Here is a 22687-nt window from a genome sequence, read left to right as displayed (position 1 = left end):
ATGCGGACAATAGCGATCATACAGGCCAGAATGCTATCGACCAGATTGCCGGGAAAAATTATGAAGCAGGTTGTAAATAAACCTCTGCTTGAATATCAGATTAACCAGCTCAGACGGGCCAAGACCATCGACCAGCTTGTTATTGCCACAACGACTAATGCTGCAGAACAGCCCATCATTGATTTGTGTACACGATTGTCAGTGGATTACTTCCGGGGGCCGGAGGAGGATGTCTTGTCACGGTATTATGAGGCGGCATGTCATTACGGAGCAGAGACTGTGGTCCGCCTTACCTCCGACTGCCCGTTACTGGACCCGGCCGTTGTAGACGAGGCAGTCTCTGAATTTCTGTCCAATCCAGAAGCATACGATTATGTATCCAATACCCTTGAGCGGACTTATCCCCGCGGATATGATGTTGAGGTCTTCTCCATGAAGGTGCTGGAGCAGGCGTATAAGCATGCGGCCCAGCCTGCTGAGCGGGAACATGTTACCCCTTATCTATACCAGCATCCTGAGTTATTCCGGCTGGGACAAGTTAAGCAGGTAAACGACTTCAGCTCTTACCGCATTACAGTGGATACGAAAGAAGACTTTGAATTAATAGCCAGACTGATAACCGCTCTGTCCGGGAAGGGAACAGAACAGTTCACGCTGGATGCTGTTGTCTCCATCCTGCAGGAGCATCCGGAATGGGCATCCATCAACGCCCATATTGAACAAAAGAACACAAACATTATCAGGGAATCCCAATGATGAACATCCTATTTCGGGTGGACGCTTCCCATGAAATGGGTACCGGTCATGTCATGCGTTGTCTGACTATTGCCAATGAGCTTAAGGCCAGGAACGCGGAGATCCAGTTCATCTGCAGGGATTTACCCGGGAATCTGGCAAGCTACATCCGGGAGCAAGGCTATCCTGTATTCTTGCTGCCTTTACCAAGTGACCGTACGGATTCCTCCTGGTTACGCGTGGACTTCCAAACCGATGCAATGGAAACCGCGCAAATCCTTATGGAGTCCTCACCTGTGGATTGCCTGATTATTGACCACTATGGCATTGATCAGAGATGGGAGAGAATCGTCGGAGAGCACGTGACTACCATGGCGGTGATCGATGACTTAGCCGACCGGCCGCATCTCTGCAGCATCTTGCTGGATCAGAACAGCTCTCATGGCGGGGACTGTTATCATCATCTGGCTCCGGCAAACTGCTCGATATTTGCAGGAACCAGCTATGCTATACTTCGGCCCGAATTCCGGTCCATGAAGAAGCAGTTAGCTGAGCGTGATGGCAGGATGAATAGAATTCTTGTGTTCTTTGGCGGCACGGACCCTACCAATGAAACCGCAAAAGCATTACAAATCTTAAGTAAAGCCCGGTTCTCCAAGTTAAGCATAGATGTCGTAGTAGGTGAAATGAACAAAAACAAGGCTCTCATAGAAGCTATCTGTAACCGCATGCCCAATGCAGCTTATCATTGCCAGATTGATTATATGGCTAAATTAATGCGGAGGGCCGACTTGTTTATCGGAGCAGGCGGAAGCTCCACGTGGGAGCGGTGTTATTTAGGTTTACCTTCCTTATCTGTAGTGACTGCTGATAACCAAAGGGAAATCACAAGACTCGCGCATGATCACGGAGCCACGATCTGCATAGGCGCCAGTGCTGAAGTCACCACGAAAGAGATCGAAGACGGAATAGATACCTTACTTGCCAACCCTTCATTGGTGAAAGAGATGTCTGAACGGGCTCTTCAGCTTATGGGAGAGGATCGATTAAATGAATTTATCGACAGGATTATAGGAGGGGACAATGGCGGCCATTAAGGATTACAGACTGGAGAATCTGGATGAGAAGCGATTACTGCTTGTATGGGAATGGCGTAATGCGGATCATATCCGCCGGTTTATGAATCATGATGATTTGATTCCGTTAGAGAATCATTACCGTTGGTGGGAGGCCGTGGTCCGGGATGCAAGTAAACAAGTAAAGCTTTGTTTCTATCAGGAGCAACCTATCGGTTTGATTAACTTTACCCAAATCGATCACCGGAACCAAACCTGCGATTGGGGTTTATATATCGGGGACCGTTCCAGTCCCTCCGGGTCCGGAAAGATTATGGGCATCCTGGCTTTGGATTACATTTTCAAAGAAAGACAGCTGCGGAAAGTATGTGCCCAGATCCTGGACTTCAACGGAAGGAGCTTATCCTATCACCAAAGATTAGGGTTTACGGAAGAAGGCAGGCTAAGACAACAAATTGTTAAGAACAATACCTATGCCGATTTGGTGCTAATGAGCATATTTCAGGAACAATGGGAGAACCACAGCTCTCTTCTGAAAGAGGAGGTCATGAGGGCCAATGAAAGAAATAGTGATCGGTAACAGATGTATTGGAAAGGGCCATCCGCCCTTCATCATCGCGGAAATGTCAGGGAATCATAACCAGTCCCTTGAACGCGCCCTCGACATTGTGAAAGCAGCGGCCAAAGCAGGAGCGCACGCCTTGAAAATTCAAACATATACCCCTGAAACGATGACCCTGCCAATTCAGGACGGAGATTTCAGGATTGACTCCCACGGACTCTGGAAAGGAAAGTTTCTATTCGAGCTCTATAAAGAGGCGTATACGCCTTGGGAGTGGCATCAGCCGATTTTTGACTGCTGCAAGGAGTTAGGAATGATTGCGTTCAGTACACCGTTTGATGAAACCTCGCTTGAATTTCTGGAAGCCCTGGAGGTTCCCTGTTACAAAATTGCCTCCTTCGAAAATAATGACATCCCTCTATTAAGGAAGGTCGCAGCCAAAGGAAAGCCGATGATTATTTCTACAGGGATGGCTTCGCTAGGTGAAATTGAGCTTGCGGTAAACACCATCACCGATGCGGGCTGCAAGGATTTCATTCTATTAAAATGCACGAGCAGCTACCCGGCTTCAGCCGACAACTCGAATCTGCATACCATTCCTTATTTAAGCAATGTATTTCATTGCCAGTCTGGCCTATCCGACCATACCTTGGGCATTGGGGCGGCTGTGGCAAGCGTGGCGCTGGGCAGCACCGTCATTGAGAAGCATTTTACACTTAACCGTGAAGAAGGGGGAGTGGATGCTGCCTTTTCCTTGGAGCCCGAAGAATTTGCCGCACTCGTGCAAGAGACGGATACAGCCTGGAGATCACTCGGCGGAGTCTCTGTAGGCCCCACAAAGGAAGAAGCAAACTCCCTTCAATTTAGACGATCCATTTATATTGCCCGGGATATCAGCGCTGGCGAAGTGCTGACCAAGGAGAATATAAGAGTGATTCGTCCGGGATTTGGCTTAGACCCCAAATACTATGATTTACTCTTGGGAAAACGAATACGAAGAAACCTAAAAAGCGGAACTCCCCTAACCTGGGAGCTGTTATTGGAATAAGAGCAAGAGGCTGTCCCTATAGCCATGTGGTGAAGTGGCTATAGGGACAGCCTCATTTGTTAGCCGGAGGCACCTTACTGATGATTTCATCTCTGCATGCTTTCACTCCAAAACGTGCAAACTTGGAACATATACTTATTTCACGTGAGGAGAAATGAAGGATGAGAGAAGACTTACTGTTGGAGTCGATACGCCAGGTATCTATCCCCTTTGGAACCCGGGATTCCATGGACCAGCTGATCAAGCATGCAGCCAAAGCCCAATATGTGCTTCTGGGCGAAGCCTCGCATGGCACCTCGGATTTCTATACCGTCCGCGCCGAGCTCTCCAAACGCCTGATTGCTGAGCATGGATTCCGTTTCATTGCGGTAGAAGGGGATTGGCCTGCCTGCTACACCTTGAACCGTTATGTTAAAGGGTACTCCGATGCCGCAGCAGACGCGGGCACAGCCCTGGACGACTTCAACCGCTGGCCAACCTGGATGTGGGCCAATGAGGAGATCCGGGAGCTTGCCGGGTGGCTGCGTGAATTCAACAAGGACAAGCCCGATGCGGAGAAGGTTGGGTTCTACGGGATTGATGTATACAGCCTGTGGGAGTCCATGGATGAGATTCTCAAGGTTCTGGAAACGCAGGACAAGACTGACTTGGAGGCTGCACGGAAGGCCTTTGAATGCTTCGAGCCCTTTGGCAGAGACGAGCAATCTTACGGAATTTCTGCTTCCCTGTATGGCGAAGGCTGTGAGGATCAGGTCATAGCTCTTCTGGGCAGGCTTCAGGACAAATGGAAGGATGCCCATCCGGGGGATCAGGAGCGTGCGCTCAGTGCCGAGTTAAATGCGATGGCAGTAAAAGGGGCGGAAGCCTACTATCGTACAATGATCCGCCACGACGCGGATTCCTGGAATGTCCGTGACCGGCACATGGTGTCTGCACTGGAGAAGCTGGTGGAATTTCACGGGGAGCATTCCCGTGTGCTGGTCTGGGAGCATAATACACACGTGGGTGACGCCCGGGCAACGGACATGGCGAGTGAAGGGATGGTGAACGTGGGTCAGCTCCTGCGGGAAAAGCACGGCAGCCAAGTATACGCTATCGGCTTCGGCACGTATGAGGGCACCGTGATAGCCGGCCGAAGCTGGGGAGCTCCCATGGAGGAAATGAAGGTGCCGCCTGCAATCAGGAACAGCTGGGAGGAGCTGCTGCACAGAAACACAGCGCAGGATCAGCTGCTGCTCATGGACCCGGAAGATCCGGCACTCGGCGAGATTACGGTTGGCCACCGGGCCATTGGTGTGGTGTACCATCCCGAACGGGAGAGAGGCAACTACGTGCCGACAGTGATCTCCAGGCGGTACAACGCTTTTATCTACCTTGATCACACCAAGGCTTTAAGACCCCTGGCTTTTTCGAATTCTCGTTATGTTAGCGGTAACGTCAAATAATAACCTTGCAGTAGGGGTTGTTCATCTAATCAATGCAAGGCTATCCAACATAAGCGGCGATTTTCTGCCGGTCGCCGCTGTCAACGCCGGGGAGATCCGATATACGCTATTTGTGGTCTCTACCGGTGCTACAATCTTAAGAGACTCCGCAGGATTTAATGGATCGGCAGTCGCCGGCCATAGCCAACTATGATATGCTTCTCAATAACATTCCGGAGGAGAATTCCAATGATATCCGCAGCAACGGCTAAAATGATAAACATCCTTCCAAATCAATGGGTCACATACATATCCCGTAAGATTATAAATCATTACCTGAAGAAATACGCTACCATGCACATAGTAGGCAGCGATAATTTAAAGGGAATCCAGACACCAACGATTTTCATATGCAATCATTTAAGCAATTCCGACGGATTAGTGCTGGACAGAGTCTTAAAAGACATCGATCCCACTTTTGTGGCAGGAGAGAAGCTGTCAAATAACGCCGTTACGAGTATAGGTGTTAATGTAATTAAGACTACAAATATAAAACCCAATACCGCTGATAAAGAGGGCCTTGAGCGAATCATTAAGCTTGTTAAACAAGGCGGGAGTCTATTGATTTTCCCGGAAGGGACCAGAAGCAGAGCGGGGAGTTTGATCGAAGCCAAGAAAGGAATCCTTCTTATCGCCAGAATGACGGGAGCTCCCATTGTACCTGTTGGCTTATACGGGACAGAGAAACTGTTACCTATACATATAGAAGGGGATATGAAGGCGGAAACCTTTACATATGCAGATATCCATGTCAACATTGGGACACAATTTGAGCTTCCGAAAAGAGACAAAGAACAGGATAAACAAGAATATGAGGAATTCGCTATGCAGTATATGATGAAGAAGATAGCGGAGTTGCTTCCTGAGAATTATCGGGGGGTATATAAATAGGCTGAAAGGAATAATTGGTTTTGTATGCGTTTTACATCCTATCACTTTCCTATTATCCATATATTGTATTACCAATGCAGTATGGTATAATCAGGTTAATAGCGCGCTAAAAATGAATAGAGGGTGTACAAATGAGAGTAAAGAAGACTTCTCTTGTATTAGTCGTGCTATTTCTTGTTTTTAGCGTTGGAATCGGTTCTAGTGTCTACGCTATGGAACCGTCTTCTTCCAAGAACGTTGATGAATATGCGGAACTTGGCAAGGAATTTCTGTATGATTATTATCATTCGGTTGACATGAAGCAAGATATGAATATATCCAAATATGTTAAAGACGACAACGTGCTGCAATATGTCGATTTGAAGCACGAGATTCTGACAAACAGAAAGGTCCGTTCCAATATTGATGTAACTAGCTTTTCGTTGGATGTAAGTATACATGACTATCAGGTATTAGATAATAACGTTGACATAACTTATAATGTGTTAGTTAAGCATCAATATAAAGGGCTTGATCAATTATCCGAATCCATGCGACAAGTCAAACTGGGTTTCACGAATGAAAATGAGACGATCGGTATTACAGATTATTTTGAATATACGGATTTTGACATTATGGTTAGTCTGAAACAGCAGAATGCTGATCCGAGTCAATCATTGAAGGTGAACACCAGCGACATTCGTACTTACCAGCTTGACTACAGTAAAAATCCAAATGAATTCTTAAAAACCACGTTGAGTAATGAAAATAAATTTTTTGACAAGCTTGATTCTGAGATTTCGCTGTACAAGCTGAACGGTGTGAGTCATAACGCAGCAACGACTAATTCTGTCAGTCTTGCAAGTGTAAGCAGTACTGCCAGAAGCAATATTGTTACATATGCAATTGCTAACAGCAGCAAGACGGAACCAAGTTCAGGAAATTCAAGCTACGCATCCTATTATGATTTTAGTGCCATAGCAAATGATTGCACCAATTTCGTATCCCATAGTCTGTTGGCCGGGGGAGCAAAGGAAAACCGCACCAGCTGGTATTATGATTCATTATCTGCACGTACCCCGTCATGGGCAGGCGTAAATGAATTTCATGATTTTATTACAAATAATACTGCGACAACGGGACCTAAGGCCGAATCCAAGCCGCTGGCTTACGCCTGTCCGCCCCAATATGTAAACTGGGAGAACGGGGATATTATTCAGATTAAATATTCTGTTTACGGATACCCTGGCTTCGGTCATTCTACCATCGTTACTGGTTCCTATGCTCCAAACTACAACACCCAATACCCCTTGATCACATCCAGAACCGGTGATTATTCGTATAATACCAATGAAGTTCTTACAAACGTATACCCCATTGATGGCGCAGATGTACTGGCTTACAGACTAATCCATTTAACTGCTATCCAATAACATTATCATGGGTAGACAAGCATGGTTTACTTGGAGGTTAAATGAATAAAAAAACAGTCATTCTTTCCTGCATTTCTGTTATTGCTGTCGTTATTATTCTTATAACCTCTCAGAGTGCCGCTAATCCAAACGAGATCGTTATCCCTGAGGTTGATTTAGAACAAATTGAAGATCTCATCATTGGCTCTGAGCCTCCCAAGCTTATTTATGCTGATAAAACACAGGTAATGTTTGAAACCACTGGTGGAGTATATGTTTATGATATGGAGGATAAGTCTGTGGTCAGATCTTTTGACACCGCATCATTCGCGTCAGAAAGATACCCCCATGTATTACAGAGTTCTTTTGCAACGCAGGACGGGAAACAGCTTATTTTTAACTTTAGAGATGGACCTGATTTGGTTGCTGCATACCGTTATTCCTTCGAAGACAATAGCATAAATAAACTAACCAAGAATGAATCAAGAGACTATCTTAACAAAAGATTCGAGTGCAAATACCCGGATCCCCAGGATGAACTGTACCACAAGGCTTCAGGCACCATAGCCACAATTTCCAGTCGGGAATATGTTTATTTAACCTTTCAGGATTGGAAGGTAAGTACAATCAACGTGGTTTATGTGCAGGATGACCAGGAAACAGTCTACAATGTGTTTGCCAGTAAATAATAACCATCATTCAAGAAAAGCGAGTCCTTGCGGCTCGCTTTTTTATGTTCAACTCAAACGAAAGGAATGGTTTTAGATGGAAAATAACACTGAGCCTGAACGGATTTGTGGTCAGGCTAGTGTTTTTAGGCGCAGTTTGGCAACAAGGGTTAACCCAAGTACAAACCACCCGTTGGACGGGTGCAGGCGCAGCCCGGCCGCTCACACCCTTCCCCGCTTGGCCTTCATGCATTTCAAATTATAGGTTCGTCCGTAAACCTTGCCGTATCTGACGATGCGCTCAAGCATACGGGTGTCCTGCAGCTTGGTGAACGGGCAAGGATCGGGGGCGGTATTGACCTCCAGAATCCATGGGGCCAGCCTCCGGTCGAGGGCAAGGTCCACACCGATCTCCTGCAGGCCGGGATAGGCGGTGCTTAGCTGCAGGGCAGAGCTAACGCCGATCCGCTTCATGGCGGCAATCAATGCTTTGCGTTTATCAGGGCTTGTATAGGGCTTCAATAATACTTCAACCGGATAAATCGTCCCGCCCTGGCTCCCGTTTGTTACAACCTTACGGGGATGTGCCACACGTCCTGCCACTCCTGTAGCCTCCCATTTCCCTTGAGGATTGCGCTGGACCATCACGCGGATATCAAAAGGCCGTCCGCCGTGAGTCAACAGCCGGATGCCCTTCTGCACCAAATAAGGTTTTCCCCGCGTCTCTCTCAAGATTGCCTGATAAGCCTTTTCGAAGTCTGCGAATGGATGGACCTGCATGCCGGACTGATAGCTATACTTCCCGGATTCACTATGAATAGGCGTGCTGCCACGCTTGCCGTTTGTGCTGCCGGACGCCCGTTCAACCCGAATCACACCCTGTCCCAATGATCCGCAGCAAGGCTTAATGTAGACCATGTTATATTTCTCCAGCATCTCATGGAGCACACTCTGGCTCATTCTTCGCGTTTCCGGGATATACCTCCCGAGGTCCGGGGAACCCAGTAACACCCTTGTCTTCGTCAGTTTATTGGACACCCGCCTGATCGGCTCATTCATTGGCGATCCTCCGTTTCAATGGACTCTATAGGCTATAGTACGTTGCGGTACGGATTTTGCCTGGGCAGAACCCCCTGGAGACTTTTACATATGATAATCGAAGTGGTGATCAACTAGGCTGCAGAGGCGGCCAACAGGAGGCGGCCATGATGCTGCTGGACAATTTGCGGGATACGGTGCTTGAAGCCGGCCGGAACTTCCCGTGGTACAAGGAACTGGTCGGTGATGTTACAGCGATGAATTACAGCCTGCAGAGCCTGCCGCTGATGACAGCGGAGCTTCTGGAAACCCATTATTATACCCATCCGCCGGACCCGACGCTGGCGGTGTACAGGACCTCAGGGACCAGTACAGGCCGCCGCAAAGCGATTCTGTACTCGAAGGAGGACGATGAGCGTTATATCGGGATTAAGACAAAGCTGTTCGGCGAGCTGATAGCAGGCAGCGGATGTGCGAGAGCCATGGCGGATATGGGTACCGGACATGCAGCACATACAGCCCTGACAATATTTGAACGGCTGGGACTGGAAGGGGCGGCCATCCCCTTTGAGCTGCCGATTGAACAGCATATCCAGCAGCTGCAGGCGTATAGGCCCGATCTGCTGTACACGATGCCTTCAATCCTGGACCATATTGTGTATGCCGCTGCTGATCCGCGTGCCTTCGGCATCCGCAAGATCATCCTGGTCGGGGAAGTTGCAGCGCAGGAGTGGCAGCGGAATATGGCCCGCCTGTTTGGACTGGCTCCGCAGGATATTACCGATACGTATGGCTCCATTGAACTGGGGACGATTGCTTATTATTCGCATGAGCTTGGCCGGTATATTATGGCCGAGGGAATCGTTGCCGAAGGAATCGGGACGCAGGAGTTAGGCGGGGGACTGGGGCCGCTGGGTACCGGCGAGAGCATCCTGGTGCTTACTTCAACCGTCCGCAAGCAGCTGCCTGCCATCCGGTTCGTCACCTATGATGTCGTAAGAGACTTCAGAAGGATGAAGGTCGGCGGTGTGGAGAGGCAGAGCTTTGCGTCCATCGTCAAACGGGTGGGGCGCGAGCTGAAGCATGGCGAGAAGATCAGCATCTACGATATTGAGCAGGTGATATACCGCCATCTGGAGGATGCGATGATCCGGGTCCAGGTCAAGAATAATGCCCTGACCGTGTATATTCAAAGTAAATCAGCGGCTCCCTCTGCAGTTCCTGCCATCAAAGAGGAGATCAGGGAGTGTATTCCGGAGATCGGCCTGATGATTCGCAATCATCTGCTTGACGATATTGATGTCATTCTGACCGATAAGGACGGGCTGCTTGAGACCGGACAGGTGAAGAACAAGAAGCTGTATTACCCGAAAGGTAAGATGGACAGCAGGTCGGAACTGCCCCTTGATGGCGGCATATTGTCGGCGATTGGAAATACACCCTTAATCAGACTCGGTAACCTGTTTCAGAGCAGCGGGCTGCAGGTCTACGGGAAAATGGAGCTGATGAACCCGGGGGGAAGCGCCAAGGACCGGCCTGCCCTGCGGATGATCCGGGAAGCGTGGAAGGAAGGCCTGATCGGACCGGGAACGGTCATTATCGAATCCAGCTCGGGAAATATGGCGATCAGCCTGGCGATGATTTGCAGCCGTCTCGGGATGCGGTTCATCAGCGTGGTGGACCCGAGGACAACGGAAATGAATCTGCAAATCCTCAGGTCACTGGGGGCAACTATCGACATGGTCACTGAGCCCGACCCCGGGACGGGCGAATTTCTGCCTGCCCGGCTGAGCCGCGTTCAGCAGCTTCTGGCAGAAATACCGGACAGCTACTGGCCGAATCAGTATGCGAACCCTAATAATTACTTGGCCCACTACCACACCACGATGAAAGAGATAACGGCAGCGCTTGACAGGGTGGATTATTTATTCTGCAGCGTCAGCACCTGCGGCACCATTCGGGGTCTTGCGGAATACGTGAGAGATCATGGGCTGAACACCCGGATTGTGGCCGTTGATGCGGAGGGCAGTGCCATCTTTGGCGGAAATCAGGAGAAGCGGCGTTTTCCCGGACTCGGGGCAGGAATGGTCCCGCCTTTTTGCCGGAGCGATCTGATCGACCACATTGTGCATGTATCGGACGTGGATATCGTGAAGGGCTGCCGGGCGCTTGCGCGGCACGAATCCGTGCTTGCAGGTGCATCCTCAGGTGGTGTCCTAGCCGCCGTGGGCCGCTTGAAGCAGAGCCTTTCTCCCGAAGCCGTCTGCGTAGCTATTATTCATGACAGGGGAGAACGTTATCTTGATACGGTATATTCGGACTCGTGGGTAGAGGCACAGTTCGGACGGAAGCCGCAGACGGCTGATGATGAATTCTATATCTGAACGGAGCAGGGAGGAAGCGCAATTGCTGTACTTAAGTGACCGGGATCTGCGGGCTGTCGGCCTGGATTGGCCTGCCTTTGTGGATACCGCCGAGGCTGCGGTGAGGCTCCTGGATTCCGGTGATTACGCACAGCCGGTAAAGCCTTATCTGCGGTACAAGAATCTCCAGAACCGGATCATTGCCATGCCGGCTTATTTAGGAGGAGAGGTGAATGCCGCAGGGATCAAGTGGATTTCGAGCTTCCCGGATAATCTCAAGGCAGGTCTTCCGCGGGCGCACAGCATCATCGTCTTGAATGATCCGGGTACGGGGCAGCCAGCCGCCGTTCTGAACTCGCCGGTTCCCAGCATCGTCAGAACGGCCTCCGTCAGCGGACTGATGATCCGCCACTTTCTGCAGGCACGGGCACGCGAGCGAATCCGGCTGGGCATTATCGGCTGGGGCCCGGTGGGGCAGTATCACTGCCGGATGGCGATGGCATTGTATGGAGACCGGATCGAGCGGATCACCATATTCGATCTCAAGGGAGCGGACCTGTCAGATTATCCGTCACCGGAGAGGGAGCGGATCGAAGTGGCCGAGACTTGGGGAGAGGTGTACCGGCATTCCGATATCTTCATCACCTGTACGGTATCCAATCACCGGTATATTGATATTCCCCCGGCAAGCGGAAGCCTGCTGCTGAATGTGTCGCTGCGCGACTTCAAGCCGGAGGCGCTTGCTGCGGTGAAGGCTATTGTTGTCGACGATTGGGAGGAGGTATGCCGCGAGAATACGGATATCGAGCAGCTTCATCTGGAGCAGGGGCTGGACCGTAACGGTACACAGGCTATTACAGACGTGGTCTGCCGCAGCGGCCTCACTGCATTCGCGGAAGATGAACCGGTCTTCTTCTGCCCGATGGGCATGGCTGTCTTCGATATAGCTACAGCGGTTTACTACGTGAAGAAGGCCAGGGAAGCAGGGATCGGGACAGAGCTTGCATAAGGAGTTTGTTTATCTAATAACTCTTGAATAATAACTGGAAACCCTTTTTCAGATTGTGTTAATCTGACTAATAGTGGACTCCATGTGGAGAGAGGGTTGTTACTTGAAGAGAAGCGTCTTATACATTGAAGATAATGAGAAGATAGGCAGCTGGGTCAAAGATGAATTGCAGCAGCGGGGATTCTCCGTTCAGTGGCTGCTTTCAGGTGAAGGAGCCGAGAATGAGATCCATCAGCATGAAGTCGTTATTCTGGATATCATGTTACCCGGTTTAGACGGATTTACGGTGGGAAGACGCTTGAAGAAAGCGGCTCCTGCCGTACCTATCCTGCTGCTTTCCGCCCGGACAGCAATAGATGATAAAGTAGAGGGCTTACAATTTGCCGACGACTATGTAACGAAGCCCTTCCATACGGATGAATTAGTGGCTAGATTAGAAGTACTAATCCGGCGAAGCGGTGGAACATCTTCCACACGCATCGCATTAGGAAACCATATTGAAGTAGATACGGAGCTCCAGATGGTGTATGACAAAGACACAGGAGCAGAAATTATTCTGACAGGGAAGCAGCATCAGATTCTAATGTACTTCCTGCGTCACCCCAACCAGGTCTTGCCGAAAGAACAAATTTATGAAGCCGTTTGGGGAGAAGCTTATATCACAGGCGATAAAACATTAATGGTACATATCCGCAGACTCCGCCAAAAGCTGGAACGCAATCCGGATGCCCCGGAGATTATTGAGACGTTAAAGGGGATCGGTTACCGGGTGAAGCTATGAAACAGACCCGATCCTTATTCCGCCGTTTTCTAAAAGTGCATTTTTTATTTATCTTTTTGCCTCCAATCGTGCTTATTTTCTTCTCTACCTTCTTTGGGCTTGAGGATTCACAAGGAGGAAATCTAGATACCTTAAATCTGCTATATATTACACTGCTTGTGTTTAGTTTTATTCTGGTTGCCTTTGTGGTGATATCCTGGCTGTTCTTCTTCAGGCTCCGCAAACGTCTCACCGGCTTACAGGAGGTCATGTCATCGCCGGCTAATGGTCACTCCTTCCCTGAACCCGTTAGTGTTCAAAGTGATCGTATGGATGAAATAGACCAGCTGGGAAGCTCCTTCAATAGGATGATTCAGCAGCTGGAGGACAGCCGTAAACGGGAGATGGAGGAGGAATTATTACGGCACCGGCTCATTGCCAATTTGTCTCACGACCTACGCACGCCGCTTACCATTCTCAGAGGACATGCCACCCGATTAAATAAAGAATCCTTGAGTATAGAAGGACAAGACTCCTTAGCAGAGATGGACCATACGATTACAAGAGTCGGAGAGCTGATGGATGATTTACTGTCCTATACCCTGCTTACATCAGGGAAATATCCTTATGAGCCCGCTTCAACCGACATTGTGCGTTTAGTAAGAGCCTCTGTCGCGGCCTGGTATCCTGTATTGGAAGCACAAGGAATTCAGATCGAGGCTGATTTACCGGCAGAGCAGACTTTTTATTGGGAAGCGGATTCGAAATGGCTAACGCGGGTGCTGGATAATGTATTCCAGAATATTCTGCGCCATGCGGCGGAGGGGAAATATGCAAGCATTACCGTTGATGTGGCTAAAGAACTGATTATTGTTGCAGACAGAGGTCCGGGTATGGATAGCGCTTCTGGTGAGCGCGGGGCGGGAATTGGCTTGTCGGCTGCAGCTTTTATGCTGGACAGAATGAAGCTGAAAGCTGATTTTACATCCACTGCAAAAGGCACAAGCGTAGCCATAGGCCGGGCTTAACCTAAAGTTAACCCAGAATTAAACGGGCGGATACCGGTGATGTAACCTTGACTCTTTATACTTAGAACCATAACAGAAAGGAAGTGTTATGGTTGCTTACCATCAATAACTTGGTCAAACGCCGAGGAGCTCAAGAAATTTTATCAGGGATCAGTTTTACAGCCAGACCCGGCAGGGTAACCGGCTTCTTAGGTCCAAATGGGGCCGGCAAAAGCTCCACACTCCGCATCCTGCTTGGATTAGACCGCGCCACCTCAGGAAGTGCGCTAATTGACGGAAAGCCATTCGCAGAATTGCTTAACCCTCTAACTACGGTCGGAGCCGCCCTTGACGGATCTGGAGCACACCGGATGCGGACAGGACGCGCACATTTGCGCTGGCTGGCCCGTGCCGCAGGCCTGTCCCGCTCGCGTGTCGAGGAAGTGCTGGACATCACAGGTCTGACGAATGCGGCAGGCCGAAGAGTCGGGAGTTATTCCCTTGGCATGGGCAGAAGACTTGGAATGGCCGCAGCTCTGCTTGGCGATCCCGAAATTTTGATACTGGATGAACCCGTTAACGGGCTCGATCCAGAGGGAATCCGCTGGATTCGGACATTGCTGCGAGAACGTGCTGCGTCGGGTAACACGGTGCTGCTATCCAGTCATCTCATGGGAGAACTTTCTGAGACTGTGGATGATGTGGTGATTATTCATCACGGCAAAGTGGTGGCGAATGGAACATTGGCGGAAGTCATAGGTAACCATTCCACACTGGAGAAAGCCTTTTTTGCCCTGACCTCTGAACGAGCGGGGGAAATGGTATGAGGGCATTCCAAGCCGAACTGTCTAAATTGTTGTCTCTGCCGGGCATTTGGCTGGCCGTTCTGATTGGAGCCGTTGCCCCGGCATTCATTGCTGCCTTGGACAGTACAGCACAGAAGGAGGATATTATAGCTGGAATTAGCACACGGCTATCCGAAGTTGGCTATATTGGATTAGCTGTTGGCGTGCAGGGTGTCATCATTCTTGGGGTGCTTGCTGTCAGCAGTGAGTATGTGACCGAGAGCAGTGAATCCGGCGGAGGACAACAGATAACAACCAGTTTAACTGCTGTTTCATCCCGGCTTCAGCTACTGCTGGCCAAAGCAGGCGCGGTGACAGTAATCAGCCTGCTGCTGTGTATGGTTGCTATTCTAACAACGGTGTCAACAACGCAGCTAATTCTTGGGGAATATGCCCCGGCATTTGCATGGTCCAAACTTACTGGTGCAGTTTGCTACTGGATATTTACGGCTCTCCTGGCATTTGGGATTACTGTTCTAACTAAGAATGGCGTGATCCCGCTTACTGTGCTCATTATGAATTCATCCGTTGTATCCTTTAGTTTCTTGCTTTCTAAGGTTACTACATTGGCGTTTTATTTACCGGACCGGGCTGGCACTGATATGTTTATGATCATGAGCGACAGAATACACACTCCGTTCACAGGCGGTTTGATCATGTTTTCCTGGGTAGCCGTACTTTTGATTATTGCAGCAATGGTATTCCATAGGAGGGACGTCGCAGCATGAGGATCACACCCGGTAGAAAGATCACAAATATCCTTGGCGCTGAACTGAATAAACTGGTTACATTACCGTCGATATGGCTCACTATTTCAGGGACGTTCATTCTTAATTTAGCTTTAGCCGCAGCGTTTACTTCAATTGGTCAACAAGGAGCAGCAGGCTCGCAAAGCATACTGGATATAGGACTTGCTACCATGGGATATCTTCAGGCAGGGTTCATTCTTCTTGGCATCTTAGCTGCTTGTTCAGAGTATACAGGCGGACAAATCCGGTCAACTTTAACGGTGATGCCTTGGCGGGGGCTTCAATTATCCGCGAAGCTGGCCGCACTGGCCACGATAACCGTTACTGCCGCGTTAATAATTGCAGCATCCGGAGTGCTGTATACCTTGTTTATGATGAGAGATACAGCAGCAGGAGCAGGCATTGAAATAGACACTATGTTAAAAGCATTAGCAGGCGCAACAGGCTACCTGACGTTAACCGCACTTCTCAGTGCAGCTATAGGTAGCTTGCTAAGACGAACCACTCCTGCGTTGGTGATATTGCTAGGTTATTATTTCGTTATCAGTCCTGTGTCGGGAGATGCTCTGCCCGGATACTTTCCGGATAAAGCTGGCTCCTATATGTACATGCTGTCTTCCGCGGATAAAAGTGATGTCCTTACCCCCATGCAGGGGACAGGCATTGTAATGTTATGGACGCTGCTCTGCATTACAGCAGCGATTGTATTGTACCGTAAGCGGGATGCCTGATTGCCCCTACATACAGATGCCAACCAGGACCTTAGGTCAAAGAGTCGCAGCATATCAAAAAAACCTGCACATAAATTGGGCAGGTTTTTTTGATGGGGAAGCACTGTTATTCCACTAAGACGTGCAGCATATCTCTTAATTGCCGCCGCTGCTCCACGGTCAGCTTCTCCATGAGCTTCTCGGAGATTTCCGCACTGATCGAGCGGATCGTCCGAATATGAGGCTTGGCATGATCCGTCAGCGATAGAATCGTTGCACGACGGTCTGCCGGATCGACGGTACGCAGAATAAGTCCCTTTTCCTCCAGGGCGTTCACGAAATCAGTGATGGTACGTGGTTTTAGGTCCATGACAGCAGCAAGCTCATTCATTCGTATATGCTCCGCTTTCCAGACCTCCATCAACAAGCGCAGACGGGCTCCGGAGAGCGGGATTGGCAGATCTAACGAAGCCAGACGTTTATCGAATTCGAATTTCAGAATACGGGAGGTGGTGATGAGTAAATAAAAAGTATCGGCAGCCTCTTCATCCGGGTAATCGTGCGGCGACATGTTCATATGCTTATATAGCCTCTTTTCGCAATAAGTCTACGCTTATTTTAGCGCAAATCGCTCCTTTTTCAAATTGCCGCCTATGAAAAAGCATTGACTTTCAGATAGTTAGTGAGTAAACTCACTATACACCAATAAAGTGAGGTTACTCACTATTATGAACACGCTGGAGGCTTCCCCATGAACAAGAATATATTCGTTAAGGCAAATCCAAGACTGGAAGAACTTGCACAGCAACAGCAGTCCCCAAAATTATGGACACTGGACTTTATACTGATTACTGCTGCCAGCTTCTTTTTGTTCTTCGGATTTCAGATACTGCTTCCTACGCTGCCGGTTTACATGCTGGACCTGGGCGGAAACAATACGGCGGTCGGCTTGATCATCAGCATATTTACCGTATTCTCCTTATTCACCCGGCCGTTGGTCGGCGCACTTATGAACCGGAGTAAGAAAGGTTGGCTGGTTGCAGGTCTCGTCCTTTGTTTTGTCATTATCGCTTCCTATAATTGGACAGTTTCCGTTGCACTGCTTCTACTGGCACGCTGCATTCACGGCGTTGGCTGGGGAATCGTCACTGTCACATCGAGCACAATCGCCACAGATATGATTCCGGCTAACCGGCGGGGAGAGGGGATCGGCTTTTTCGGCCTTGCCAGCACGCTCGCCATGGCGCTGGCCCCGGCAATCGGACTTGCTCTGCTGGACGGACAATGGCAGATGCACGGCGTCATTTGGGTTGCTGCCGGCAGCACGGCCCTGTCGCTGCTATGCGTATGGGGCGTTCAGAAACAGCGTAAATCACCCGGTTCCCGTTCCGGCAGCACAGATCAGGCAGAAGCGAAGCCTTCGTTCCGTTCACAGCTGTTCGAGCCAAAGGCGCTGTTTCCTTCGTTGCTCGGCTTGCTGATCGGGATCGTATACGGCGGAATCGTCAGCTTCATTACGCTGTTCGGTGAAGAAGCCCGGATAGGCAACGTTGGTTTATTCTTTACGCTGAATGCCGTTTGCCTGCTTATCGTGCGGTTCATCTCCGGACGGCTGTTCGACCGCAAAGGCCACGCCTGGGTCATTATTCCCGGCAGCATATTGCTGGCCGCTTCGCTGCTCGTGTTGTCTTATGCCCATAGCATGGCCATGCTGGCCATTTCGGCAGTGCTGTTTGGTTTGGGGTTCGGCGCAGTACAGCCATCGCTGCAAGCATGGATCCTAAACCGTGTGGAACCGGAATTGCGCGGACCGGCGAATGCTACATTTTATTCGGCATTTGACCTTGGCATCGGCGGAGGCGCGCTGATTCTGGGCCGTCTTGCTGAAGCGAGCAGCTATGCGGAAATGTATCGGTATTCGTTCTTCATCATCGTACTCTTCTGTATCGTCTATATAGCGTATAACAGGAAGAAATCATAGGAGAAGGAACATATATGTCTGTATCGTAAATGTATCTCGTATCCACCGCCCGGTAACAGCCGCAGAAGCCGACCATCACATGGCCGACTTCTGCGGTTTATTATTGCGCGGTAAGGATCTGCGGACCTTCAGCCGTAATGGCAATGGTGTGCTCGTATTGGGCGGCCAGCTTACGGTCCTGCGTCCGCGCCGTCCAGCCGTCCGGATCAATGGTCATGTAGTAGGTGCCTTCGGTGATCATGGGCTCAATGGTGAACACCATACCTTCCTTAATGCGGGGGCCCTTGCCGGGCTTGCCGACATGCGCGTAAGTCGGCTCCTCGTGCAGGTCGCGGCCGATGCCATGGGCGAGAAGGTCGCGCACGACGCCGAAGCCGTGCGATTCCGCATGCCGCTGAATCGCATTCGTCACATCACCGAGACGGTTGCCGGGCTGCGCCAGCTCAATGCCCAGATCAAGACATTCCTTCGTGACGCGCATCAGCCTCTCGGCCGCCGGCGAGATCTGCCCGACCGCATAGCTCCAGGCCGAATCGCCGAGCCAGCCGCCAAGCTCGGCGACCGTGTCGATGGTTACGATATCGCCTTCCTCAAGCGGCTTATTGCCAGGGAAGCCATGCGCGATCACGTCGTTGACGGAAGCACAGGTCGCATAGGGATAGCCATTGTAACCCTTCTGGTATGGCTTGGCACCATGTTTTAACATAATCTCCTCGAAGATGCGATCAATGTCGCTCGTGGTTATTCCCGGTTTGATAAGCGGGGCAATGGTACGATGGCATTCAGCCACCACTTGGCCCGCCTTGCGGATCGCTTCAATTTCATGCTTGCTTTTTAAGATGACCATGTTGGTATCAGGACTCCTTTGTAATTGCGTGAATTGCGAGTCGGGCGATTCGATCGACGTCCAGCCCCGAATTGCCTGCATAGTAGTACAGCCCGCTGCAGCCAACCAGCACCGCAAGCATATGATCGACGCTGTCGTCCTCACACTGGGCAATCGATTGCAGCGGAACGTATATCCCTTCCATAAATCGTCTCTTGGCGGTGTGCCGCGCTATCTCCGGCAAGCCTGCATAATGCTCTGCCGCCATCTTGAAGACAAGAAATGCGCGGGCGTCTGACTGCCACAGCCGGAGCAGCGCTTGGCAGCACCTGAGCAGGTGACTGGCATCGGGGGGACTGCCGCTTGTGTTCGCCAAATCAGCGACAGCCTGTTCACATCGCTCGAAGCCGCTGCCCAGTACATCCTCTATCAATAAATGCCGGTTAGGATAGTAATGATATACTGTGCCGTACCCAAGCCCTGCTTCACGGGCAACGTCGCGTACATCAAAGCTGCCGCCTGTGCGGAAGTAGGAGCGGGCGGCGACGTCAAGGATCTGTTCTCTGCGCTGCACGCGTATAAGCTCATTTTGTTCTTTGGTACGGGGGCACATGGTTATGTAGACCTCCTTGTTTAGACCTGCAAATTTGTCAACCTAAAAATAGTAACTCAGCGGGCAGAGAAATGCAAGGATCACTAATATAAGGCTCAGCCAGCACTTGTTGTGAATATAATCACTTGATTTATCCACAGGCGTGGTATTATATATGAGTTTACAGCAGCTCTGAAGTAGCATGATAGTTTTCGATTTCAGGCCGGAACAGGAGCTTAACTTATGTACAAAATATACATCGTCGAGGATGATGCCAAAATCTCCAATCTGCTGCACTCGTACATGTCCAGATACGGATTCGAGGCGAGGGAGGCGGCCGATTTCAGTCAGGTGGTGGAGGAGTTTCAGGAAGCAGGGGCGGACCTGGTGCTGCTCGATATCAATCTGCCCAAGTATGACGGCTTCTACTGGTGCCGGCAAATCCGAATGCATTCGCATTGCCCCATCTTGTTCATATCTGCCCGGGACAGTGAGATGGATCAGGTGATGGCGCTGGAGAACGGTGCGGATGATTATATCACCAAGCCCTTCCATTATGAGGTCGTTATGGCTAAAATACGCAGCCATCTGCGCAGAGCTTATGGTGCGTACGCTTCAAACCAGGAGGAGAAGCGGCTGGAATCCGGCGGGCTCATCCTGTATCCCGAGCGTTACATTGTAAGCTTCGCAGGTCATGAAGCCGAGCTGACTGTGAAAGAAAATCAGCTGCTGGAGGCGCTTATGCTGAAGCAGGGAAGGGCAGTGAGCAGGGAGAAGCTGCTGGATCTGATGTGGGAGAATCATCATTTTATTGATGACAACACCTTGAATGTGTACATTACGAGGCTGCGCAAAAAGCTGAAGGAGCTTGGCTCCGGCGATCGTGTAGAAACGGTACGGGGAGTGGGCTACAAGCTGGCGGTAAGGCAGGAGGACCTGCAATGAAGCTGTTCTGGAAGGAGCATGTGCCTCTTCTGCTGTTTTATTCGGTTCAGGCTGCATTGGTTCCTTTGCTGTATTGGCTTGCCGGAGAGGGACGGCCTTTGGCGATTGTGCTATACGGCTTCCTGTTAAGCACGGTTGTGCTTGCCTTATATTTGATTTACCGCTACTGCCAACACCGGGAGCTGTACAGACGTCTCGAATCGCCACTTACTGTGCAGGAAGAGCTGATCCAGCCTATGGATGAGGCGCCGCTGTCCGATGCGGTCCATAAGCTGCTGTGCAGCTATGACCGGCATTTCAAGGAGCAAATACTGCAGCTGCAAAGCGGAAACGAGCAGCAGCTCGTATTCATGAACCGTTGGGTGCATCAGATGAAAACACCGATCTCCGTGATTCAACTGCTGCTGCAGGAGCTGGAGGAGCCGGCGGCCGAGAGCATCCAGGAGGAACTGAACCGGTTGTGCAAAGGGCTGGAAATGGTCTTATACACAGCTAGGCTCGACCGGTTCGAGCAGGATTTCGCGGTCGAAGCCGTAGAGCTTCGTCTGATCGTCAGCAAGGTCGTGGCCGGCAACCGCAAGCTGTTTATCGGCAAGGGAATTACTCCAGTACTCCAGATTAGCGAGGGCCTCAAGGTGTATACCGATGCGAAATGGCTGCGCTTTATGCTCGATCAAATTGTGGTGAATGCCCTGAACTACACCGTCGGGACAGGCAAAGCGATTACGATTTCAGCGGAAGAACTGGGCAACTCATGTAAACTGACTGTACAGGATCAAGGGATCGGGATTGTAAAAGAGGACCTGAACCGCGTATTTCATCCTTACTATACAGGGGAACGCGGGAGAGAATATTCCGAATCTACCGGAATGGGCTTATATTTGGTTAAAGAGGTATGCGGCCGGCTTGGACACGAGGTGACGCTGCAATCGAAGCCGGGAGCCGGCACGATTGTAACTCTGTTGTTTCAGCATCGCACATAGCTTTAGCATACTAGAGTAAAGGGCTGGCATAACCCAGCCCCTCCTCATCAAACCGTACGTGAGGTTTTCCCTCATACGGCTTTCCGATGTTTGTCATTCATGGGCATGCAGATCACAATAGCGTTTTTAGTCCATACATGCTGGCTATATACTTGACTTCAGATCGTGAACTCATCCATCTCCTGCGTTGTCTCTTCTTTGCATACCACCGGGTGAACCGTTGCAGAATATACCAATCCAGCTTCGCTAATCTCTTTTGGCTATAGTTCGTGTAGTAATAATTTCTCCATCCTTGAATCTTTGGATTGAGCCATTCCACCTGTTCCGCAAACGATTTTGAACGCACACTTGGCGGTGCTAATCTTTCTTTGACCACACTTCGGATGCGTTCTTCAGCCTTCTTTGTTAGCCACTGTTGCGTGGTATAGTACACCTTCCCTTGAGAAGTTTCTGCTTTCGTTTTTCGGTGATGCATCCCTAAGAAGTCGAACCCTTCGTCTCCTGTCCACAGGCCTACAATGCGAGTTTTGGTCGGGTGTAAGGTTAACTCTAGACGTTCCATAATCCTGCTTATGAGTTCATAGGCATGTTCGGCGTCCTTTTTGGTTTTACAGACCACCACAAGGTCGTCTGCATACCTTGTCAATTCTCCCAGCCCACTTCCGTGTTTCTCCCATAGCCGGTCAAAGTAGTTCAAATAGATGTTCGACAAGAGCGGTGAGATGACGCCACCTTGTGGTGTCCCTAAATCGGACCGTCTTACGTTTCCTTCTTCCATGACTCCCGCTTGAAGCCACTTCCGTATTAACTTCAAGATCCGTCTGTCATTGATACGCATCTGTACCAGTTTCATGAGTTTCTCTTGATTAATGTTGTCGAAGTAACCTTGAATATCGACGTCGACTACCCAATTTCCTTTGCGGTTGCAAGCTTTCCGGATTCGATCCAGTGCTCCTTTGGCACTCCGTTTCGGACGAAATCCGAAGGATACTTCTTCGAAGTCTGCTTCAAAGATGGGTTCAAT

At 50.1% G+C, this 22687-nt stretch carries 23 protein-coding genes; 18 read left to right on the top strand and 5 right to left on the bottom strand.

Features of this window, described 5'->3' with window-relative positions; all coding sequences use genetic code 11:
- From F1379_RS15190 to F1379_RS15155, 8 genes are all read left to right on the top strand, one after another.
- Nucleotides 1–756, top strand: a complete 756-nt coding sequence (locus F1379_RS15190; RefSeq protein ID WP_150271182.1) for a cytidylyltransferase domain-containing protein — start codon at nucleotides 1–3, stop codon at nucleotides 754–756.
- A complete protein-coding gene (pseG, locus tag F1379_RS15185) occupies nucleotides 756–1832 on the top strand; it encodes a UDP-2,4-diacetamido-2,4,6-trideoxy-beta-L-altropyranose hydrolase (protein ID WP_162551173.1) in 1077 nt (358 codons plus the stop codon). Before F1379_RS15190 ends, pseG begins: the two co-directional genes overlap by 1 nt.
- Complete coding sequence (gene pseH, locus F1379_RS15180) at nucleotides 1819–2391, top strand: UDP-4-amino-4,6-dideoxy-N-acetyl-beta-L-altrosamine N-acetyltransferase (protein ID WP_150271178.1); 573 nt, start codon at nucleotides 1819–1821, stop codon at nucleotides 2389–2391. Before pseG ends, pseH begins: the two co-directional genes overlap by 14 nt.
- Nucleotides 2369–3421 carry a pseudaminic acid synthase gene (gene pseI / locus F1379_RS15175; RefSeq protein ID WP_150271176.1) on the top strand — a complete coding sequence of 351 codons (1053 nt, stop codon included), beginning with the start codon at nucleotides 2369–2371 and terminating at the stop codon, nucleotides 3419–3421. The genes pseH and pseI overlap by 23 nt, the downstream gene beginning before the upstream one ends.
- Nucleotides 3422–3582: 161 nt before the next feature.
- Nucleotides 3583–4866, top strand: a complete 1284-nt coding sequence (locus F1379_RS15170; RefSeq protein ID WP_150271174.1) for an erythromycin esterase family protein — start codon at nucleotides 3583–3585, stop codon at nucleotides 4864–4866.
- Nucleotides 4867–5094: 228 nt separating this feature from the next.
- Complete coding sequence (locus tag F1379_RS15165) at nucleotides 5095–5796, top strand: lysophospholipid acyltransferase family protein (protein WP_150271172.1); 702 nt, start codon at nucleotides 5095–5097, stop codon at nucleotides 5794–5796.
- Between the two features lie 131 nt (nucleotides 5797–5927).
- Nucleotides 5928–7208: an amidase domain-containing protein gene (locus F1379_RS15160; protein WP_150271170.1), complete on the top strand. Its 1281-nt coding sequence runs from the start codon at nucleotides 5928–5930 to the stop codon at nucleotides 7206–7208.
- Between the two features lie 41 nt (nucleotides 7209–7249).
- Nucleotides 7250–7876 (top strand): hypothetical protein, encoded by a 627-nt coding sequence (locus F1379_RS15155; RefSeq protein WP_150271167.1) that lies wholly within the window; start codon nucleotides 7250–7252, stop codon nucleotides 7874–7876.
- Between the two features lie 201 nt (nucleotides 7877–8077).
- Here the strand turns inward: F1379_RS15155 and F1379_RS15150 are convergent, their stop codons facing one another.
- Entirely contained in the window at nucleotides 8078–8914 is an 837-nt protein-coding gene (locus F1379_RS15150) for a YheC/YheD family protein (RefSeq protein WP_150271165.1), read from the bottom strand.
- Nucleotides 8915–9060: 146 nt separating this feature from the next.
- Here F1379_RS15150 and sbnA point away from each other — a divergent pair, with 146 nt between their 5' ends.
- The 7 genes from sbnA (at nucleotide 9061) to F1379_RS15110 (ending at nucleotide 16357) form a co-directional block, all read left to right on the top strand.
- Nucleotides 9061–11277 (top strand): 2,3-diaminopropionate biosynthesis protein SbnA, encoded by a 2217-nt coding sequence (sbnA, locus tag F1379_RS30625; RefSeq protein ID WP_338046337.1) that lies wholly within the window; start codon nucleotides 9061–9063, stop codon nucleotides 11275–11277.
- A gap of 22 nt (nucleotides 11278–11299) precedes the next feature.
- A complete protein-coding gene (locus F1379_RS15135; protein ID WP_150271163.1) occupies nucleotides 11300–12265 on the top strand; it encodes a 2,3-diaminopropionate biosynthesis protein SbnB in 966 nt (321 codons plus the stop codon).
- A 103-nt stretch (nucleotides 12266–12368) separates the two neighbouring features.
- The gene (locus F1379_RS15130; RefSeq protein WP_150271160.1) at nucleotides 12369–13046 is read left to right on the top strand and encodes a response regulator transcription factor; all 678 of its coding nucleotides are present in this window, start codon (nucleotides 12369–12371) and stop codon (nucleotides 13044–13046) included.
- Nucleotides 13043–14053 (top strand): sensor histidine kinase, encoded by a 1011-nt coding sequence (locus F1379_RS15125; RefSeq protein WP_150271158.1) that lies wholly within the window; start codon nucleotides 13043–13045, stop codon nucleotides 14051–14053. Before F1379_RS15130 ends, F1379_RS15125 begins: the two co-directional genes overlap by 4 nt.
- A gap of 83 nt (nucleotides 14054–14136) precedes the next feature.
- Nucleotides 14137–14859 carry an ABC transporter ATP-binding protein gene (locus tag F1379_RS15120; RefSeq protein WP_239004684.1) on the top strand — a complete coding sequence of 241 codons (723 nt, stop codon included), beginning with the start codon at nucleotides 14137–14139 and terminating at the stop codon, nucleotides 14857–14859.
- Nucleotides 14856–15605 (top strand): ABC transporter permease, encoded by a 750-nt coding sequence (locus F1379_RS15115; RefSeq protein WP_150271154.1) that lies wholly within the window; start codon nucleotides 14856–14858, stop codon nucleotides 15603–15605. The genes F1379_RS15120 and F1379_RS15115 overlap by 4 nt, the downstream gene beginning before the upstream one ends.
- Nucleotides 15602–16357, top strand: a complete 756-nt coding sequence (locus F1379_RS15110; protein WP_150271152.1) for an ABC transporter permease — start codon at nucleotides 15602–15604, stop codon at nucleotides 16355–16357. Before F1379_RS15115 ends, F1379_RS15110 begins: the two co-directional genes overlap by 4 nt.
- A 106-nt stretch (nucleotides 16358–16463) precedes the next feature.
- On the opposite strand, the gene F1379_RS15105 is transcribed toward F1379_RS15110, so the two are convergent.
- Nucleotides 16464–16913 carry a MarR family winged helix-turn-helix transcriptional regulator gene (locus F1379_RS15105; RefSeq protein ID WP_239004683.1) on the bottom strand — a complete coding sequence of 150 codons (450 nt, stop codon included), beginning with the start codon at nucleotides 16911–16913 and terminating at the stop codon, nucleotides 16464–16466.
- A 174-nt stretch (nucleotides 16914–17087) separates the two neighbouring features.
- On the opposite strand from F1379_RS15105, the gene F1379_RS15100 reads away from it, so the two are divergent.
- Nucleotides 17088–18317, top strand: a complete 1230-nt coding sequence (locus F1379_RS15100; RefSeq protein WP_150271150.1) for an MFS transporter — start codon at nucleotides 17088–17090, stop codon at nucleotides 18315–18317.
- A 100-nt stretch (nucleotides 18318–18417) separates the two neighbouring features.
- Here the strand turns inward: F1379_RS15100 and map are convergent, their stop codons facing one another.
- Together map and F1379_RS15090 are read right to left on the bottom strand one after the other, a co-directional pair.
- The gene (gene map, locus F1379_RS15095; protein WP_150271148.1) at nucleotides 18418–19164 is read right to left on the bottom strand and encodes a type I methionyl aminopeptidase; all 747 of its coding nucleotides are present in this window, start codon (nucleotides 19162–19164) and stop codon (nucleotides 18418–18420) included.
- Between the two features lie 7 nt (nucleotides 19165–19171).
- Nucleotides 19172–19756 (bottom strand): TetR/AcrR family transcriptional regulator, encoded by a 585-nt coding sequence (locus F1379_RS15090; RefSeq protein WP_150271146.1) that lies wholly within the window; start codon nucleotides 19754–19756, stop codon nucleotides 19172–19174.
- 222 nt (nucleotides 19757–19978) lie between these two features.
- Here F1379_RS15090 and F1379_RS15085 point away from each other — a divergent pair, with 222 nt between their 5' ends.
- The gene (locus F1379_RS15085; protein WP_150271144.1) at nucleotides 19979–20680 is read left to right on the top strand and encodes a response regulator transcription factor; all 702 of its coding nucleotides are present in this window, start codon (nucleotides 19979–19981) and stop codon (nucleotides 20678–20680) included.
- Complete coding sequence (locus F1379_RS15080; RefSeq protein ID WP_150271143.1) at nucleotides 20677–21663, top strand: sensor histidine kinase; 987 nt, start codon at nucleotides 20677–20679, stop codon at nucleotides 21661–21663. The genes F1379_RS15085 and F1379_RS15080 overlap by 4 nt, the downstream gene beginning before the upstream one ends.
- A gap of 112 nt (nucleotides 21664–21775) precedes the next feature.
- On the opposite strand, the gene ltrA is transcribed toward F1379_RS15080, so the two are convergent.
- A partial coding sequence (gene ltrA, locus F1379_RS15075) for a group II intron reverse transcriptase/maturase (protein WP_150271140.1) occupies nucleotides 21776–22687 on the bottom strand: 912 nt, incomplete at its 5' end.

The organism is Paenibacillus tepidiphilus (assembly GCF_008635795.1).
Classification (GTDB): domain Bacteria; phylum Bacillota; class Bacilli; order Paenibacillales; family Paenibacillaceae; genus Paenibacillus_AQ; species Paenibacillus_AQ tepidiphilus.
This window is presented reverse-complemented; position numbering and strand designations above follow the sequence as displayed.